Annotated in this window: 15 protein-coding genes; 13 read left to right on the forward strand and 2 right to left on the reverse strand. The window is 56.1% G+C overall.

Going from position 1 to position 18,913, the window contains the following annotated elements:
• Positions 1–22: 22 nt before the first annotated feature.
• The 6 genes from msbA (at position 23) to AB1287_RS07305 (ending at position 6,034) form a co-directional block, all read left to right on the forward strand.
• Entirely contained in the window at positions 23–1,771 is a 1,749-nt protein-coding gene (msbA, locus tag AB1287_RS07280; RefSeq protein WP_312628329.1) for a lipid A ABC transporter ATP-binding protein/permease MsbA, read from the forward strand.
• Positions 1,768–2,748, forward strand: a complete 981-nt coding sequence (gene lpxK, locus AB1287_RS07285; protein WP_435617376.1) for a tetraacyldisaccharide 4'-kinase — start codon at positions 1,768–1,770, stop codon at positions 2,746–2,748. The genes msbA and lpxK overlap by 4 nt, the downstream gene beginning before the upstream one ends.
• A 40-nt stretch (positions 2,749–2,788) precedes the next feature.
• Positions 2,789–4,018 carry a winged helix-turn-helix domain-containing protein gene (locus tag AB1287_RS07290; RefSeq protein WP_435617377.1) on the forward strand — a complete coding sequence of 410 codons (1,230 nt, stop codon included), beginning with the start codon at positions 2,789–2,791 and terminating at the stop codon, positions 4,016–4,018.
• 55 nt (positions 4,019–4,073) lie between these two features.
• Complete coding sequence (gene ycaR, locus AB1287_RS07295) at positions 4,074–4,256, forward strand: protein YcaR (RefSeq protein ID WP_312628333.1); 183 nt, start codon at positions 4,074–4,076, stop codon at positions 4,254–4,256.
• On the forward strand, positions 4,253–4,999 hold the full coding sequence (kdsB, locus tag AB1287_RS07300) for a 3-deoxy-manno-octulosonate cytidylyltransferase (protein ID WP_312628334.1): 747 nt from the start codon (positions 4,253–4,255) through the stop codon (positions 4,997–4,999). The genes ycaR and kdsB overlap by 4 nt, the downstream gene beginning before the upstream one ends.
• Before the next feature lie 141 nt (positions 5,000–5,140).
• Complete coding sequence (locus AB1287_RS07305) at positions 5,141–6,034, forward strand: YcbJ family phosphotransferase (protein WP_312628335.1); 894 nt, start codon at positions 5,141–5,143, stop codon at positions 6,032–6,034.
• Here AB1287_RS07305 and elyC read toward each other — a convergent pair.
• Entirely contained in the window at positions 6,011–6,787 is a 777-nt protein-coding gene (gene elyC / locus AB1287_RS07310) for an envelope biogenesis factor ElyC (RefSeq protein ID WP_312628336.1), read from the reverse strand. The genes AB1287_RS07305 and elyC overlap by 24 nt on opposite strands.
• A gap of 122 nt (positions 6,788–6,909) precedes the next feature.
• On the opposite strand from elyC, the gene cmoM reads away from it, so the two are divergent.
• The 7 genes from cmoM (at position 6,910) to AB1287_RS07345 (ending at position 17,533) form a co-directional block, all read left to right on the forward strand.
• Complete coding sequence (gene cmoM, locus AB1287_RS07315; protein WP_312628338.1) at positions 6,910–7,704, forward strand: tRNA uridine 5-oxyacetic acid(34) methyltransferase CmoM; 795 nt, start codon at positions 6,910–6,912, stop codon at positions 7,702–7,704.
• Positions 7,697–9,019, forward strand: a complete 1,323-nt coding sequence (mukF, locus tag AB1287_RS07320) for a chromosome partition protein MukF (RefSeq protein ID WP_435617378.1) — start codon at positions 7,697–7,699, stop codon at positions 9,017–9,019. Before cmoM ends, mukF begins: the two co-directional genes overlap by 8 nt.
• The gene (mukE, locus tag AB1287_RS07325) at positions 9,000–9,707 is read left to right on the forward strand and encodes a chromosome partition protein MukE (protein WP_435617379.1); all 708 of its coding nucleotides are present in this window, start codon (positions 9,000–9,002) and stop codon (positions 9,705–9,707) included. The genes mukF and mukE overlap by 20 nt, the downstream gene beginning before the upstream one ends.
• Positions 9,707–14,155 (forward strand): chromosome partition protein MukB, encoded by a 4,449-nt coding sequence (mukB, locus tag AB1287_RS07330; protein WP_435617380.1) that lies wholly within the window; start codon positions 9,707–9,709, stop codon positions 14,153–14,155. The genes mukE and mukB overlap by 1 nt, the downstream gene beginning before the upstream one ends.
• Positions 14,156–14,336: 181 nt before the next feature.
• Positions 14,337–16,139, forward strand: coding sequence for a L,D-transpeptidase (ldtD, locus tag AB1287_RS07335; protein WP_435617381.1), 1,803 nt, complete (start codon positions 14,337–14,339; stop codon positions 16,137–16,139).
• Between the two features lie 179 nt (positions 16,140–16,318).
• Entirely contained in the window at positions 16,319–16,870 is a 552-nt protein-coding gene (locus AB1287_RS07340) for a YcbK family protein (RefSeq protein ID WP_312628347.1), read from the forward strand.
• 15 nt (positions 16,871–16,885) lie between these two features.
• Positions 16,886–17,533 (forward strand): MBL fold metallo-hydrolase, encoded by a 648-nt coding sequence (locus AB1287_RS07345; protein WP_435617382.1) that lies wholly within the window; start codon positions 16,886–16,888, stop codon positions 17,531–17,533.
• Between the two features lie 58 nt (positions 17,534–17,591).
• Here AB1287_RS07345 and AB1287_RS07350 read toward each other — a convergent pair whose 3' ends face one another.
• Positions 17,592–18,782 carry an amino acid aminotransferase gene (locus AB1287_RS07350; RefSeq protein ID WP_435617383.1) on the reverse strand — a complete coding sequence of 397 codons (1,191 nt, stop codon included), beginning with the start codon at positions 18,780–18,782 and terminating at the stop codon, positions 17,592–17,594.
• Positions 18,783–18,913: the final 131 nt, after the last annotated feature.

An 18,913-nucleotide genomic window follows, 5' to 3' on the forward strand; every position in this document is an offset into this window, starting at 1 on the left:
TCAACATAAGCTGGTTTTTTGAATGCAGAACGACAAAGATCTCTCGACGTGGCAGACTTTCCGCCGACTCTGGCCAACGATTGCGCCTTTCAAAGCGGGCCTGATCGTCTCTGCGGTCGCGTTAATTCTTAACGCTGCCAGCGACACCTTTATGCTGTCGCTTCTCAAGCCGTTACTGGATGACGGTTTTGGTAAAACGGATCGCTCTGTGCTGCTATGGATGCCGTTGGTGGTGATTGGTTTGATGGTCCTGCGTGGTATCACCAGCTATATCTCAAGCTACTGTATTTCATGGGTTTCTGGCAAGGTCGTGATGACTATGCGCCGCCGTCTTTTCGGCCATATGATGGGCATGCCGGTCGCCTTCTTTGACAAGCAGTCTACGGGGACATTGCTGTCCCGAATCACCTATGACTCTGAGCAGGTCGCGTCATCTTCTTCCAGCGCGTTGATCACCGTTGTGCGTGAAGGGGCCTCGATCATTGGCCTGTTCGTGATGATGTTCTGGTACAGCTGGCAGCTGTCGGTGATCCTCATCGTGCTGGCGCCAATTGTTTCCTTTGCGATCCGCCTGGTTTCAAAGCGCTTCCGCAGCATCAGTAAAAATATGCAGAACACGATGGGGCAGGTGACCACCAGCGCGGAGCAGATGCTAAAAGGGCATAAAGAAGTGCTGATGTTCGGCGGCCAGGAAGTGGAAACCAAACGCTTTGATAAAGTCAGTAATAAGATGCGTACTCAGGGTATGAAGATGGTCTCTGCCTCTTCTATCTCCGATCCGATCATTCAGCTGATTGCTTCTCTGGCGCTGGCGTTTGTTCTGTATGCGGCAAGCTTTCCGAGCGTAATGGATACCCTGACTGCCGGTACAATCACCGTTGTCTTCTCCTCCATGATTGCTCTGATGCGTCCGTTGAAATCTCTGACCAACGTCAACGCCCAGTTCCAGCGCGGTATGGCGGCCTGTCAGACCCTGTTCGCTATCCTCGACAGCGAGCAGGAGAAAGACGAAGGCACTCGCGTTGTTGAGCGTGCAAAGGGTAACGTCGAATTCCGCGATGTCACCTTCACTTATCCGGGTCGTGAAGTACCTGCGCTGCGTGATATCAACCTGAACATTCCGGAAGGTAAAACCGTTGCGCTGGTTGGGCGTTCGGGTTCCGGTAAATCAACGATGGCGAGCCTGATTACCCGTTTCTACGATGTGGACAAGGGTAACATCATCCTGGACGGGCATGATATTCGTGAATATACGCTGGCATCCTTACGCGATCAGGTCGCGCTGGTGTCTCAGAACGTTCACCTGTTTAACGATACGGTAGCTAACAACATTGCGTATGCCCGCACCGACATCTACAGCCGCGAAGACATCGAGAAAGCCGCGAAAATGGCCTACGCCATGGATTTCATCAATAAGATGGATAACGGTCTGGACACGGTGATCGGCGAAAACGGCGTGCTGCTTTCCGGCGGGCAGCGCCAGCGTATTGCCATTGCGCGTGCTCTGCTGCGAGACAGCCCAATCCTGATTCTGGATGAAGCGACCTCCGCGCTGGATACAGAATCCGAACGTGCTATTCAGGCCGCTCTCGATGAGCTACAGAAAAACCGCACTTCTCTGGTGATTGCTCACCGCCTGTCGACTATCGAAAAAGCCGATGAAATCGTGGTGGTGGAAGACGGTCGCATCGTCGAGCGTGGCAGCCATCAGGACCTGATCGAACACCGTGGCGTGTACGCACAGCTGCATAAAATGCAGTTTGGGCAATGATCGCACGCATCTGGTCTGGCGAATCGCTTCTCTGGCTGCTGTTGCTGCCGCTTTCCTGGCTGTATGGCCTGGTGAGCGGCGCTATTCGCCTGAGCTACCGCCTTGGCCTTAAAAAAGCCTGGCGCGCGCCAGTGCCGGTGGTGGTGGTGGGAAATCTGACTGCGGGTGGTAATGGGAAAACGCCTGTGGCGATCTGGCTGGTGGAGCAACTTCAGCAGCAGGGTATTAAAGTGGGTGTTGTTTCCCGCGGTTACGGTGGCAAAGCGGCACGCTATCCGCTGGTGCTGACGCCCCGGACGCTCCCTTCAGAAGCAGGTGACGAACCCGTACTGATTTATCAGCGCACGGGCGCACCCGTTGCCGTTTCCCCCAGCCGCAGCGAAGCCGTTCAGGCATTACTGGCGGGTCAAGATCTGCAGATTATCATTACTGACGATGGTCTTCAGCATTACCGCCTTGCCCGTGATGTTGAAATTGTGGTGATTGATGGCGTTCGTCGCTTCGGCAACGGCTGGTGGTTACCGGCAGGGCCAATGCGCGAACGGGCCTCTCGCCTGAAGAGCGTGGATGCCGCTATCGTCAATGGTGGCGTGCCGCGCCAGGGTGAGATTCCCATGCAGCTGCACCCGGGCCTCGCGGTTAACCTGAGAACCGGTGAAAAACGTAGCGTATCTTCACTTACTGATGTAGTTGCTATGGCCGGAATTGGTCACCCACCACGCTTTTTTGCCACCCTCGAGCAGTGTGGCGTTCAGCCAGTCAAAACTGTTGCGTTGAACGATCATCAGGTATTAGCAGCCGAAGACCTTCAGGCTCTGGCAACGGAAGGGCAAACGCTCATTATGACGGAAAAAGACGCCGTAAAATGCCGTCAATTTGCACAGGATAACTGGTGGTATTTACCGGTAGACGCTGTTTTCGATGACGAAAGCGCGCCGCGGTTGATTCAGAAACTGGTCGGCCTCGTCCGGCGTTAGCATTCCGCGCGCGGGCAGGCAAAGCTGACGAGGGCATTGAATGTCAGAAGTAACGCTTTCACTTACCGCCGCGCGCCACCTTCATCTGGCCGCTCAGGGCCTGCTAAAAAAAAACCGCCGCCGTCCTCAGCCTGAAGATATTCTCGCTACCATTCAGCGCATGTCTCTGCTGCAAATCGATACCATCAATGTGGTTGCCCGAAGCCCTTATCTGGTGTTATTCAGCCGCCTCGGCGCTTACCCGCAGCACTGGCTGGATGAATCGCTCGGTCGGGGGGATCTGATGGAATACTGGGCTCATGAGGCCTGTTTTCTGCCGAGAAGTGACTTTCCCCTGATACGCCACAGAATGCTTTCCCCGGATAAAATGGGCTGGAAGTACCGGCACGAGTGGATGACGGAGCACGCCGCAGACATTCAGGCATTAATCAATCATATTCAGCACAATGGCCCGGTTCGTTCGGCTGATTTTGAACACCCCCGAAAAGGTGCCAGCGGCTGGTGGGAGTGGAAGCCTCATAAGCGCCATCTGGAGGGATTATTTACCGCGGGTAAGGTCATGGTGATTGGTCGACATAATTTTCAACGAATCTATGATCTGACCACCCGGGTAATGCCCCACTGGGACGACGAACGTGACCTGCTGACGCAGGAAGAAGCCGAAGAACTGATGCTGCAGAATAGTGCCCGAAGCCTGGGCATTTTTCGCGGGCAGTGGCTGGCCGACTATTATCGCTTACGCCAGCCAGCGTTGCCCTCTTTGTTGGCGCGCTGGCAGGAAGAAGGGCGCATTATTCCGCTGGAAGTGGAAAAGCTCGGCCCGATGTGGCTGCACACCGATTATCTGCCACAGCTGGAAGAGGCGCTGGCTGGCAAGCTGACTGCCACCCATAGCGCCGTGCTCTCGCCTTTCGATCCGGTTGTCTGGGATCGCAAACGCGCTGAGCAGCTGTTTGATTTTACCTATCGCCTGGAGTGCTACACGCCTTCTCACAAGCGTCAGTATGGCTATTTTGTTCTGCCGTTGCTTCACCATGGAAAGCTGGTTGGGCGAATGGACAGCAAAATGCATCGCAAAACCGGCGTGCTGGAAATTTTTGCCCTCTATCTGGAAGAGGGCGTACGGATTACGTCTTCGCTGGAGAAAGGGCTGAAACAGGCCATTACCGATTTTGCGCGCTGGCAAGGAGCGAGTCGTATTCAGCTTAATCAGCCTCCTGGCGAACTTTTCAGCGCTCAGCCGTCAGGTTGGGAAATTGCCGCCGCATAAACGGCCTCTGTGCTATGCTGCGCCAGATACTTATTCGGTCCGCTCTGGAGGAACCATGGATCATCGCTTACTTGAAATCATCGCTTGCCCGGTTTGCAACGGTAAGCTCTATTACAGTCAGGATAAGCAAGAGCTTATCTGCAAGCTCGACAGCTTGTCCTTCCCGCTGCGCGACGGCATCCCCGTCCTGCTGGAAAACGAAGCCCGTCCATTGAGCGCAGAAGAGAGCCATCCATGAGTTTTGTCGTTATTATTCCCGCTCGCTACGCTTCAACCCGCTTGCCGGGCAAGCCATTGCAGGATATCAACGGCAAGCCGATGATCGTGCACGTGCTGGAGCGCGCCCGCGAATCAGGTGCGGAACGTATTATCGTTGCCACCGATCATGAAGAAGTGGCCCGTGCGGTTGAAGCAGCAGGTGGTGAAGTCTGCATGACCCGTGCCGATCATCAGTCCGGTACCGAGCGTCTGGCTGAGGTTGTGGAAAAATGCGGCTTCAGTGATGACACGCTGATCGTCAACGTCCAGGGCGACGAGCCGATGATCCCACCGGTAATCATTCGCCAGGTTGCGGATAATCTCGCTGCCAGTCAGTCCGGCATGGCGACGCTGGCCGTGCCTATTCACGATGCGGAAGAAGCCTTTAACCCCAATGCGGTGAAAGTGGTGATGGATGCGCAAGGCTATGCGCTCTATTTCTCCCGCGCCACCATTCCATGGGACAGAGACCGCTTTGCGCAAAGTCGCGACGTAATTGGCGACACGCTGCTGCGCCATATTGGTATTTACGGCTATCGCGCCGGATTTATTCGCCGCTATGTAACCTGGGCTCCGAGCCCGCTCGAGCAGATTGAGATGCTCGAACAGCTTCGCGTGCTGTGGTACGGCGAAAAAATTCATGTTGCCGTGGCGAAAGAAGTGCCGGGCACTGGCGTAGATACACCTGAGGATCTCGCCCGCGTTCGCGCAGAATTACGCTAATTTTTCGCTCCCCTCGGCCCTGAGGGGAGCTTTTCCTGCTTCGTTTCCCCGCGTTTTTATCCCGTTTTTGATCTTATCCGGTGACATCTCCGGCGTCGGCGCTCATTATAAAAACAGTAGTCTTCACAGGGGTAATCAGATATGGAACAACTGCGTGCCGAACTGAGCCATCTGCTGGGCGAAAAGCTGAGCCGGGTGGAGTGCGTGAGTGAGAAAACGGATTCGTCGCTGTGGTCGCTGTACGATGCGCAGGGTCACCCGATGCCGCTGATGGCCAGAAGCTTTACCACACCGGGACTTGCCCGACAGCTGGCGTGGAAGATTTCCACTCTGGCCCGTAGCGGAACGGTGAGAATGCCGGTGGTTTATGGCGTGATGACTCATGAAGAACACCCGGGGCCAGATGTGCTGCTGCTGGAGCGTCTGCGTGGCGTACCTGTTGAAGCGCCAGCCAGGACGCCCGATCGCTGGGAGCAGCTTAAAGATCAGATTGTTGAAGGTCTGCTGGCCTGGCACCGTCAGGACAGCGGGGGATGTGTTGGCACGGTCGACAGCACGCAGGAGAATCTCTGGCCGCTGTGGTATCGCCAACGGCTGGAAGTCCTGTGGGGAACGCTGAATCTTTATGACAACACCGGGCTGACGATGCAGGATAAACGCATTTTGTTCCGCACCCGCGAATGTCTGCCCGCATTGTTTGAGGGGTTTAATGACAACTGCGTGCTGGTGCACGGCAACTTTACGCTGCGCAGCATGCTGAAAGATTCGCGCAGCGATCAGCTACTGGCGATGGTGGGGCCGGGCGTGATGCTCTGGGCGCCGCGAGAATATGAGCTGTTCCGGCTTGCGGACAGCGGGCTGGCTGAAGGATTGCTGTGGCACTACCTTCAGCGCGCACCGGTGGCTGAAGCCTTTCTCTGGCGGCGTTGGCTGTATCTGCTGTGGGATGAGGTCGCCCAGCTGGTAAACACCGGGCGGTTCAACCGGGCGAATTTCGACCTGGCGGCGAAATCACTGATTCCCTGGCTCGCCTGATCCTTTCAGCCACTGCCAGATACGCCCCAGCGTTTCGTAGCCCACGCGATCGCTGTGCATCAGCCAGACGGGCGAAGGGATGATGCGTTCCCACGGGTTCAGCGGTGAGTCAATTGCCAGCTGATTTGCAGGTGCTGGTAACGGGTGCAGCCCCGCACCGCGGAAGAAAATCATCGCGCGTGGCAAATGAGAAGCTGACGTCACCAGCAGGAAGGGCGCATCGCCGATGGCGGCTTTGACAGCCGCGGCTTCCTCTTCAGTATCTTTCGGTTTATCCAGAATGATAATATCGCTGCGCGGCACGCCGAGGCTTTCTGCCACGCGAGCGCCAGCTTCGCCGGTACTCACCGGATTGGTTTTTGCCGCAGCGCCGGTAAAAATCATCTTCGCGCCAGGGTTTTGTTGCCACAAGCGGATGCCTTCCGTCAGGCGCGGTAGGCTATTGTTGATCAGGTTAGAACTGGGTGCCCATTGCGAATTCCACGTGTAGCCGCCGCCCAGCACCACCACGTACTCCACTCGCTCAGTTCCTTGCCATGTCGGATAGCTATTTTCGATGGGTTTTAACAGTCCGTCGGCAACGGGCTGCAGGCTCAGGAGCAGCAATGCAATCCAGCCGAGACTAAGACAAATCTTACCTGTTCGCTGAAAACGACTAAACCAAAGTAGCGCCAGGCCGAGTGCCATCAGCAATAAGAGAAACGGCAGCGGCAGGATCAACGCGCCAATAAATTTTTTTAGCGTAAAAAGCATCCGTGTTGGTTCCTTTTTTGACCATCCGACAGGAGACTGGCAGGGATATTACACCAGATAGCTTCCCTCTCGCTGTGGGTATGACAAAATAGCGTCTTTGTGGCAGTGAGTGGAGTCAGATCGTGCAGGATCGCAATTTCGACGGGATCGCAGAGCGCTTTTCGCGCAACATTTATGGCACAACCAAGGGCCAGCTGCGTCAGGCGATCCTGTGGCAGGATCTGGATATCTTGCTCGACAGCTATGGCGATAAACCATTACGCATTCTGGACGGCGGCGGTGGTGCCGGGCAAACCGCAATTCGGATGGCAGAGCGCGGGCATCATGTTACCCTATGCGACCTGTCAGCTGAAATGATCGCCCTTGCGAAAGAGGCCGCCGCTGAGAAAGGTGTGAGCCACAACATGCATTTTGTACAATGCCCGGTTCAGGACATTGCGCAGCATTTGGAAAGCCCGGTTGATCTGATATTGTGCCATGCAGTGCTCGAATGGGTGGGGAATCCCCAGGCCGTGCTGACGGCGTTGTGGTCGGTTCTGCGCCCGGGCGGTGTGCTGTCGTTAATGTTCTACAATGCTAACGGTCTGCTGATGCATAACATGGTTGTGACCAATTTTGATTACGTCGAAGCGGGTATGCCAAAGACGCGCAAGCGTAAGCTGTCGCCGGATTATCCACGCGACCCGCAGCAGGTTTACGGCTGGCTCACGGATCTCGGCTTACAGATCGTCGGGAAAACCGGCGTACGGGTCTTTCATGATTATCTGCGTGAAAAGCACAAGCAGCACGAGCGCTACGAGCAGCTGCTGGCACTGGAAACCCGCTATTGCCGCGAAGAACCCTGGGTTAGCCTGGGCCGCTACATTCATGTCACCGCGCGAAAACCGCAGGTAGATACAAGGACAAACGATGAGTGATTTTTCCCAGACAGTCCCCGAACTGGTTGCCTGGGCCAGAAAAAATGATTTTTCGATCACGTTGCCGGTCGACAGGCTGTCGTTCCTGATGGCCGTGGCGACGCTGAACGGCGAACGGCTGGAAGGCGAGCTTACCGAAGGTGAGCTGATTGACGCTTTCCGCCACGTCAGTGATGTGTTTGAGCAAACCAGCGAAACCATCAGCGTTCGTGCGAACAACGCGATCAACGATATGGTGCGTCAACGTCTGCTGAACCGCTTTACCAGCGAGTTAACCGAAGGCAACGCGATCTACCGCCTGACGCCGCTCGGCATCGGCATTACGGATTACTACATTCGCCAGCGTGAGTTTTCCACGCTGCGTCTCTCTATGCAGCTCTCAATCGTTGGCGGCGAGCTGAAGCGCGCGGCAGATGCAGCGGAAGAGGGCGGAGATGAGTTTCACTGGCATCGTAACGTTTACGCGCCGCTGAAATACTCCGTGGCGGAAATCTTCGACAGCATCGATTTGACCCAGCGCCTGATGGACGAACAGCAGCAGTCGGTCAAAGACGACATCGCCCAGCTGTTGAACAAAGACTGGCGTGCGGCAATTTCCAGCTGTGAAATGCTGCTGTCAGAAACCTCCGGCACGCTGCGTGAACTGCAGGATACGCTGGAAGCGGCGGGTGACAAGCTGCAGGCCAACCTGTTGCGCATTCAGGATTCGACCATGGCGCACGACGATTTGCACTTCGTCGACCGCCTGGTGTTTGACCTGCAAAGCAAACTCGACCGCATCGTCAGCTGGGGCCAGCAGGCTATCGATCTGTGGATCGGCTACGATCGCCACGTGCACAAATTCATCCGTACTGCCATCGACATGGATAAAAATCGCGTCTTTGCTCAGCGTCTTCGCGTGTCGGTGCAGAACTACTTCGATGCGCCATGGGCGCTGACGTATGCTAACGCCGACCGTCTCTTCGATATGCGCGACGAAGAGATGATGCTGCGCGATGAAGAGGTCACCGGCGAGCTTCCGCCGGACCTGGAATATGAAGAGTTTAACGAAATCCGTGAACAGCTGGCGGCGCTGATTGAAGCGCAGCTGGTTATCTACAAAGAAAAAGGACTGCCTCTGGATCTGGGTCTGGTGGTGCGCGAATATCTGGCGCAGTACCCACGCGCTCGCCACTTCGATGTGGCGCGTATCGTGGTCGATCAGGCCGTCCGTCTGGGCGTAGCACAAGCAGATTTCACCGGACTGCCGCCGAAGTGGCAGCCGATTAATGATTACGGAGCCAAGGTACAGGCACATGTCATCGACAAATATTGAACACGTGATGCCAGTTAAGCTGGCGCAGGCCCTGGCCAATCCGTTATTTCCGGCGCTGGACAGCGCCCTGCGTTCAGGCCGCCACATTGGCCTGGACGAACTGGACAACCACGCCTTTTTGATGGACTTCCAGGAGTACCTGGAAGAGTTTTACACCCGCTACAACGTGGAGCTGATTCGCGCGCCGGAAGGATTCTTCTATTTGCGCCCGCGCTCCACGACGCTGATTCCGCGTTCGGTGCTTTCCGAACTCGACATGATGGTCGGGAAAATTCTCTGCTATCTCTATCTCAGCCCGGAGCGCCTGGCGAACGAGGGGATTTTCAGCCAGCAGGAGCTGTATGACGAACTGTTGAGCCTGGCTGATGAAAGTAAACTGCTGAAGCTGGTGAACAACCGTTCCACTGGATCGGACTTGGACCGCCAAAAATTGCAGGAGAAGGTGCGTTCTTCACTGAACCGCCTGCGTCGCCTGGGTATGGTGTGGTTTATGGGCCATGACAGCAGCAAATTCCGCATCACGGAATCGGTGTTTCGCTTCGGTGCAGACGTCCGCTCCGGGGATGACGCCCGCGAAGCGCAGCTGCGCATGATCCGCGATGGCGAAGCGATGGCGATTGAAAACCATCTGCAGCTCAATGATGAGAACGACGATGCGCCGGATACGGATAGCGGGGAGGAAGAATAATGATTGAACGCGGTAAATTCCGTTCACTGACCCTGATTAACTGGAACGGCTTCTTCGCCCGAACCTTTGATCTTGATGAACTGGTCACCACGCTTTCGGGCGGCAACGGGGCCGGTAAGTCAACGACGATGGCGGCTTTTGTCACGGCGCTGATCCCCGATCTGACGCTGCTGCATTTCCGCAACACCACCGAAGCCGGTGCGACCAGCGGTTCCCGCGACAAAGGTCTGCACGGCAAGCTGAAAGCCGGCGTCTGTTATTCGATGCTCGACGTGATGAACTCACGTCATCAGCGCGTGCTGGTGGGCGTTCGCTTGCAGCAGGTTGCCGGACGCGACCGCAAGGTGGACATCAAGCCGTTTGCTATTCAGGGCCTGCCGATGTCATTCCAGCCAACGCAGCTGGTGACGGAAACTCTTAACGACCGCCAGGCTCGCGTGCTGACGCTTCAGGAGCTGAAAGAGAAGGTCGAAGGCATTGAAGGCGTTCAGTTCAAGCAGTTCAACTCCATTACCGACTATCACTCGCTGATGTTCGATTTGGGCGTAGTGGCGCGTCGTCTGCGCTCTGCCTCAGATCGTAGTAAATATTATCGCCTGATTGAAGCCTCGCTGTACGGCGGGATTTCCAGCGCCATTACCCGCTCGCTGCGTGACTACCTGCTGCCGGAAAACAGCGGCGTGCGTAAAGCATTCCAGGATATGGAAGCGGCGCTGCGGGAGAACCGCATGACGCTGGAAGCGATCCGCGTCACTCAGTCCGATCGTGACCTGTTCAAACACCTGATTTCCGAAGCGACCGATTACGTGGCGGCGGACTACATGCGGCACGCCAACGAGCGCCGGGTGCATCTGGATAAAGCGCTGGAGTTTCGTCGTGAGCTGCTGACGTCCCGCCAGCAGCTGGCAGCGGAACAGTACAAGCACGTCGATATGGCGCGCGAGCTACAGGAACACAACGGGGCGGAAGGCGACCTTGAGGCGGATTATCAGGCGGCGAGCGACCACCTGAACCTCGTGCAGACCGCGCTGCGCCAGCAGGAAAAAATTGAGCGTTACGAAGCCGATCTCGACGAGCTGCAAATTCGCCTTGAAGAGCAAAATGAAGTTGTCGCCGAAGCTGCTGAACAGCAGGAAGAAAACGAAGCCCGCGCCGAAGCCGCTGAGCTGGAAGTGGATGAGCTGAAAAGCCAGCTCGCGGACTACCAGCAGGCGCTGGACGTCCAGCAGACGCGCGCCATTCAGTACACTCAGGCGCTTCAGGCGCTACAGCGTGCGAAAGAACTTTGTCATCTGCCGGATCTGAACCCGGACAGCGCGGACGAGTGGCTCGACACTTTCCAGGCGAAAGAGCAGGAAGCGACGGAAAAACTGCTGTCGCTCGAACAGAAAATGAGCGTGGCGCAAACCGCGCACAGCCAGTTTGAGCAGGCGTATCAGCTGGTGGTTGCCATCAACGGACCGCTGGGGCGTGATGAAGCCTGGAACGTGGCGCGTGATTTGCTGCGTGAAGGCGTGAATCAGCGCCACCTTGCTGAGCAATCCCATGCTCTGCGCGGTCGCCTGAACGAGCTTGAACAGCGTCTGCGCGAGCAGCAGGATGCCGAGCGTCTGCTGGCAGAATTCTGCAAGCGTCAGGGCCGTCATATTGAGATTGACGAGCTGGAAGCGCTGCACCAGGAGCTGGAGGAGCGGATTTCCATGCTCTCCGACAGCGTAACCTCCGCCAGCGAGCAACGCATGACGCTGCGTCAGGAGCTGGAGCAGCTTCAGGGCCGCATTCAGACGCTGTTACAGCGCGCGCCCGTCTGGCTTGCGGCGCAAAGCAGCCTGACGCAGCTTTGTGAGCAGAGCGGGCAAGAGTTCGAATCCAGCCAGGATGTCACCGAGTTCCTGCAACAGCTGCTGGAACGCGAGCGTGAAGCGATTGTTGAACGTGACGAAGTCGGCGCGCGCAAACGTGCCGTCGACGATGAAATCGAACGTTTAAGTCAGCCTGGCGGTTCCGAAGATCAGCGCCTTAATACGCTGGCGGAGCGCTTTGGCGGCGTGCTGTTGTCGGAAATCTACGACGACGTGAGCCTCGAAGATGCACCGTACTTCTCCGCGCTTTACGGCCCGTCGCGCCATGCGATCGTGGTGCCGGATCTGTCTCAGATCGCCGAGCAGCTGGAAGGCCTGGAAGATTGTCCGGAAGATCTTTACCTCATTGAAGGGGATTCGCAGTCCTTTGATGACAGCGTATTCAGCGTCGATGAGCTCGAAAAAGCGGTTGTGGTGAAGGTCGCCGATCGCCAGTGGCGCTACTCGCGCTTCCCGTCGCTGCCGTTGTTCGGCCGCGCTGCGCGTGAAAGCCGCATCGAAGCGCTCCACGCCGAACGCGAAACGCTGTCCGAGCGCTTCGCCACGCTGTCGTTTGACGTACAAAAAACGCAGCGTCTGCATCAGGCCTTCAGCCGCTTTATCGGCAGCCATCTGGCCGTTGCGTTTGAAGCCGATCCGGAAGCGGAAATTCGTAAACTGAACACTCGTCGCGGTGAGCTTGAGCGTGCGCTCAGCAACCACGAAAACGACAACCAGCAGAGCCGTGCGCAGTTCGAACAGGCAAAAGAGGGCGTGGCTCAGCTGAACCGCCTGCTGCCGCGGCTGAATCTGCTGGCCGACGAAACCCTCGCCGACCGCGTGGATGAAATTCAGGAGCGCCTGGATGAAGCCCAGGAAGCCGCACGCTTTATCCAGCAGCACGGCAATCAGCTTGCAAAACTGGAACCTGTTGTTTCGGTATTGCAGAGTGACCCGGAGCAGTTCGAGCAGCTGAAAGAAGACTACGCGTACTCTCAGCAGGTTCAGCGCGAAGCGCGTCAGCAGGCGTTTGCCCTGACGGAAGTGGTTCAGCGTCGTGCGCACTTCGGCTATTCCGACTCAGCAGAAATGCTGGATGGCAATACCGATCTCAACGAGAAGCTGCGCCAGCGTCTTGAGCAGGCCGAAGCTGAACGTGCGCGGGCGCGTGAAGCGTTACGTACTCATGCCGCTCAGCTTAGCCAGTACAGTCAGGTCATGGCCTCGCTGAAAAGCTCCTTCGACACCAAGAAAGAGCTGCTGACCGATTTACACCGTGAGCTGCAGGACATTGGCGTTCGCGCCGACAGTGGGGCAGAAGAGCGCGCGCGTTCTCGCCGCGATGAGTTGCACACTCAGCTTTCTAATAACCGCAATCGCCGCAGCCAGCTTGAAAAAGGCCTGACCTTCTGCGAAGCAGAGATGGATAACCTGACCCGCAAACTGCGCGGTCTGGAACGTAATTACCTCGAAATGCGCGAGCAGGTGGTAAGCGCGAAGGCGGGGTGGTGCGCGGTTATGCGCCTGGTGAAAGATAACAACGTTGAGCGTCGTCTGCATCGTCGCGAACTGGCGTACCTCTCTGCCGACGATCTGCGTTCAATGTCGGATAAGGCGCTTGGCGCACTGCGTCTGGCTGTTGCGGATAACGAACACCTGCGCGATGTTCTGCGCATGTCAGAAGATCCGAAGCGCCCTGAGCGCAAGATTCAGTTCTTCGTGGCGGTGTATCAGCACCTGCGTGAACGTATTCGTCAGGACATTATCCGTACCGACGATCCGGTGGAGGCCATCGAACAGATGGAAATCGAGCTGGGTCGCCTGACGGAAGAGTTGACCGCCCGTGAGCAGAAGCTGGCAATCAGCTCCCGCAGCGTGGCGAACATCATTCGCAAGACGATCCAGCGCGAACAGAACCGTATCCGCATGCTCAACCAGGGCCTGCAGAGTGTCTCCTTTGGCCAGGTAAACAGCGTGCGCCTGAACGTGAACGTCCGGGAAACCCACTCTCAGCTTCTGGAAGTGCTTTCCGAACAGCATGAGCAGCATCAGGACCTGTTTAACAGCAACCGCCTGACCTTCTCGGAAGCGCTGGCGAAGCTCTATCAGCGTCTGAATCCGCAGATCGATATGGGGCAGCGTACGCCACAGACCATCGGTGAAGAGCTGCTGGACTACCGTAACTACCTTGAAATGGATGTCGAAGTTAACCGTGGTTCCGATGGCTGGCTGCGTGCGGAATCCGGCGCGCTTTCTACCGGGGAAGCGATCGGTACCGGGATGTCGATTCTGGTGATGGTTGTGCAGAGCTGGGAAGAGGAATCCCGTCGTCTGCGTGGCAAAGATATTTCGCCTTGCCGCCTGCTGTTCCTCGATGAAGCGGCACGTCTGGATGCCCGCTCCATTGCCACGCTGTTTGAGCTGTGCGACCGTCTGGAAATGCAGCTTATCATTGCGGCCCCGGAAAATATCAGTCCGGAAAAAGGCACTACCTATAAGCTGGTACGTAAGGTCTTCCACAACACCGAACACGTGCATGTGGTCGGGCTGCGTGGCTTTGCGGCTCAGCTGCCTGAGACGCTACCAGGCACGGCGGATGCTTCGTAGCAGTAAAAGTGTTAAGCAAGGGCGGCAGTGATGTCGCCCTTTTTGTTATCACTTTTTGTCATGTGAGGGAGTATTATCTTTAATCTTCTTTACATTTGGTCAGGCAAAAGTATTTTTGTCTTCATATACTGAGAGTAAGCCCCGGTTGGTGTGGGCAGTAATAAGAGACAGGGGGCAAGGGATGTCACTGGGAAAATCAAATGGTCGTCGGTTGTCAGCGCTAAGTTTATGCCTGGCGCTGGCTTTTGCTCCACTGTTTAGCGTGCAGGCTGACGAGCCTGAACTCGTGCCGACGGACGGTTCTGCTATGCCCGGCGATGCTTCACAGGTGCTGGTTCAGGTCGATAGCCAGGCACCCGCCGTGGCGATGATGACTGGCCTCCAGCCGTTGCCGGAAGGGGCCGCAGCCAAAAGCCGGGCAGATATTCAATCGCTCCTGCCAGCAAACTACACGCCGGTTTACATGAATCAGCTCTCGGCGCTTTATGCCGCCAGAGCGATGAAGCCGATGTGGGAGAACCGCGAAGCCGTTCAGGCGTTTCAGCAGCAGCTTGCCGAAGTGGCTATTGCTGGCTTCCAGCCTCAGTTTACGCGGTGGGTTGAACTGCTCACCGACCCGGCCGTCACCGGTATGGCGCGTGATGCGGTGCTTTCCGATGCGATGATGGGCTATCTCCATTTCATCAGTAACATTCCGATGCAGGGCAACCGCTGGCTGTACAGCGATAAGCCTTATACGCTTGCCACGCCCCCGCTGTCGGTCATCAGCCAGTGGCAGCTGGCGCTGGACAACGGCGCGCTGACGCAGTTTGTTGCAAGTCTTGCTCCGCAACACCCGCAATATGCTGCGATGCATCAGGCATTGCTGGCGCAGCTGACGGATTCGCGTCCCTGGCCGCAGCTCACCAGCACCACCAAACTTTCACCAGGCCAGTGGAGCAAAGATATTCCGGCACTGCGCGAGATCCTGCAGCGTACTGGCATGATGGATTCCACACCCAATATCGCGCTGCCGGGCGACGTGGTCAGCCCGTCTGCCCAGCCTGCAAAGAAATCTAAAGCCAACAGTGCCGCCCCCGCCGTTTACGACAGACAGCTGGTAGAGGCGGTGAAGCGCTTCCAGACATGGCAAGGCCTGGGCGCGGATGGCGTCATAGGTCAGTCAACTCGCGACTGGCTGAACGTCAGCCCGGCACAGCGAGCGGGCGTTCTGGCGCTTAACATTCAGCGTTTGCGCCTTCTGCCAGGTAAATTGTCGACCGGGATCATGGTAAATATTCCTGCCTACTCATTGGTCTATTACCTTGATGGTAATCAGGTGCTGGATTCCCGCGTCATCGTCGGGCGTCCGGATCGCAAAACGCCGATGATGAGCAGCGCGCTCAATAACGTGGTGGTCAATCCGCCGTGGAACGTGCCGCCGACGCTTGCGCGCAAGGATATTCTGCCGAAGGTTCAGAATGACCCCGGCTATCTGGAGCAGCACGGCTACACAATGATGCGCGGCTGGAACAGCAAGGAATCCATTAATCCTTATCACGTCGACTGGTCAACGATCACTGCCTCAAACCTGCCGTTCCGCTTCCAGCAGGCGCCGGGTGCGCGAAACTCCTTAGGTCGGTACAAGTTCAATATGCCGAGTTCCGATGCCATTTATCTGCACGATACGCCGAACCACAATCTGTTCCAGAAAGACACAAGAGCGTTGAGTTCAGGGTGCGTGCGCGTCAATAAGGCCTCGGAGCTGGCTAACATGCTGTTGCAGGATGCAGGCTGGAATGACACGCGCATCTCTGATGCGTTAAAGCAGGGAGATACTCGCTACGTGAACATCCGCCAGAGTATTCCGGTGAATCTCTATTATCTGACAGCGTTTGTTGGGGCAGACGGAAAGGCGCAATATCGTACAGATATTTACAATTACGATCTCACCGCGCGATCTGGCGCACAAATTTTGCCAAAAGCGGAAAAATTAATCAGATAAATGAAGACGTTCAGATAATCCAGGTGCCGTAAGAAGGAGTTGTGATGGGCCCAAATTGCTACAGGGCCCGGATTGACTGGGGTTAGGGAGCCTTGACGTCACGTCTTTCGGCGGTTAAGGTGCCCTTCGTGCGCCAGAAGTGCATAAATAACGACCACTGACTTGTAGACCTGATTATCATGGACAAATTTGACGCTAATCGCCGCAAACTGCTGGCGTGGGGTGGTGTTGCGCTGGGCGCAGCGGCCATTCTGCCGACGCCTGCGTTTGCCACCCTCTCGACACCTCGTCCGCGTATTTTGACGCTCAATAACCTGCACACCGGTGAGTCGCTCAAAGCGGAGTTTTTCGATGGCAGAGGCTATATTCAGGATGAATTAGCAAGACTGAACCATTTTTTCCGTGATTTTCGCGCGAATAAAATAAAATCCATCGATCCAGCATTGTTTGACCATCTTTACCGTCTTCAGGGACTGTTGGGGACCAACAAGCCCGTGCAGCTTATTTCCGGCTATCGTTCGTTAGATACCAATGATGAACTGCGCGCTCGTAGCCGCGGTGTGGCGAAACACAGCTATCACACTAAAGGCCAGGCGATGGATTTTCATATTGAAGGCGTTTCGTTAAGCAATATTCGCAAAGCTGCGTTATCTATGCGCGCCGGTGGTGTAGGATACTACCCACGTAGCAACTTTGTGCATATTGATACCGGGCCAGTCAGGACCTGGTAACGAAACAGGAGCATCATGAACTATCGTATTATTCCGGTAACGGCTTTCGCGCAAAACTGCTCGCTCATCTGGTGCGAGCAGACAAAACTTGCCGCTTTGGTTGATCCTGGCGGCGATGCTGAGCGTATTAAAGAGGAAGTAGCTGCCACAGGCGTCACGTTGATGCAGATTCTGCTGACCCACGGTCATCTGGATCATGTGGGCGCCGCAGCAGAACTGGCACAGCACTACGGTGTGCCGGTTATCGGGCCGGAAAAAGAAGATGAGTTCTGGCTCCAGGGGCTGCCGGCGCAAAGCCGGATGTTTGGCCTCGAAGATTGTCAGCCATTAACGCCAGATCGCTGGCTGAATGAAGGTGATTCGGTGAGCGTCGGCAACGTCAGCCTGCAGGTGCTACACTGCCCGGGCCACACGCCGGGCCACATTGTTTTTTATGACGCGGCTTCGCAGCTGCTGATTTCAGGCGATGTCATTTTCAAAGGTGGGGTAGGGCGAAGTGACTTCCCGCGTGGCGATCATGGGCAGCTTATCGATTCGATAAAACGTAAATTGTTGCCGCTGGGGGATGAGGTGAGCTTTATTCCGGGCCACGGCCCAATGTCGACGCTTGGCTATGAGCGTTTACATAACCCTTTCCTGCAGGATGAGATGCCGGTCTGGTAAATAGCTGACCCAAGCATAAATAAAAAAGGCCGCAAAGCGGCCTTTTTTATTGGCTGGGTTACAGCACAGCGACGATGGCTTCACACAGCGGCGCCATGTTATCCGGCGTCATTCCGGCAACGTTGATACGCCCGGAAGCAACGGCGTATACGCCGAACTCTTCACGCAGGCGAAGAACCTGCTCTTTGGTCAGGCCGCTGAACGAGAACATGCCGTTCTGTTTGGTGATAAAGCTGAAATCGCGATCCGCACCTTTCTCAGCCAGCGTGTTTACAAACAGCAGGCGCATACGCTGGATGCGCTGACGCATGTCGGTCAACTCCTGTTCCCAGATAGCGCGCAGTGCATCATTGCTGAGAATAGTTGCTACGACCGCCGCGCCGTGAGCCGGTGGGTTCGAGTAGTTGGCGCGAATGGCGGCTTTCATCTGGCTGAAGGCGCGATCGGCGGTTTCTGCATCAGCGCATACCAGCGTACAGGCACCTACACGTTCGTTATAGAGGCCGAAGTTTTTCGAGAAGGAGCTGGCAACCAGCAGCTCTTTGTGGACGACAGCGAAAGCGCGCAGGCCTTCAGCATCTTCTTCCAGTCCGCGGGCAAAGCCTTGGTAGGCGAAGTCAAACAGCGGCAGCCAGCCCTTTTCGACGGACAGTTTTGCCAGCTGCCCCCACTGCTCCAGCGTCGGATCGATCCCGGTCGGGTTATGGCAGCAGCCATGGAACAATACCACATCGCCCGCCTGCGCTTCGTTGAGGCTTGCCAGCAAGCCGTTGAAATCCAGTGCGTGTTGCTCGGTATTGTAATAGGTGTATTCACGAACCTCGAGACCCGCCGAGTTGAACACGCTTTTGTGATTCGGCCAGCTTGGGTTGCTGACCCACACGCGTTTTACGGCAGTGTTTTTAGCAAGGAAATCCGCCGCTACGCGCAATGCGCCTGTGCCACCAGGGGTTTGGGCGGTACGTGCACGTTTGTCGGTAACAATTACGTTGCCTTTTCCGAACAGCAGCTCCTGAGTGCAGCGGCCAAATTCCGGAATGCCATCAATGCCGAGGTAGTTTTTGGTGGTTTCATTTTCCAGCAGATAAAGCTCCGCTTTTTTTACGCTGGTCAGAACCGGGGTCTTTCCGGTTTCATCTTTGTAAACACCAATTCCGAGGTTGATTTTACCCGGACGGTCATCAGCACGAAACAGATCGGCAAGACCCAAAATGGGGTCGGCTGGGGCAGCTGTAATGTTCTCAAACATGACGAGGTTCCATTGTGGTTACGGAAGGGAAATCCGCTATCAGGTTAACGGGAGATTTACGAAAAGCCAACCGTTTGCACTAAAAAGCGAAGGGCTTTTCGAAAGTCACCATTTTTGACTGGCAGACATGA

Source organism: Scandinavium sp. UTDF21-P1B, assembly GCF_040750395.1.
Classification (GTDB): domain Bacteria; phylum Pseudomonadota; class Gammaproteobacteria; order Enterobacterales; family Enterobacteriaceae; genus Scandinavium.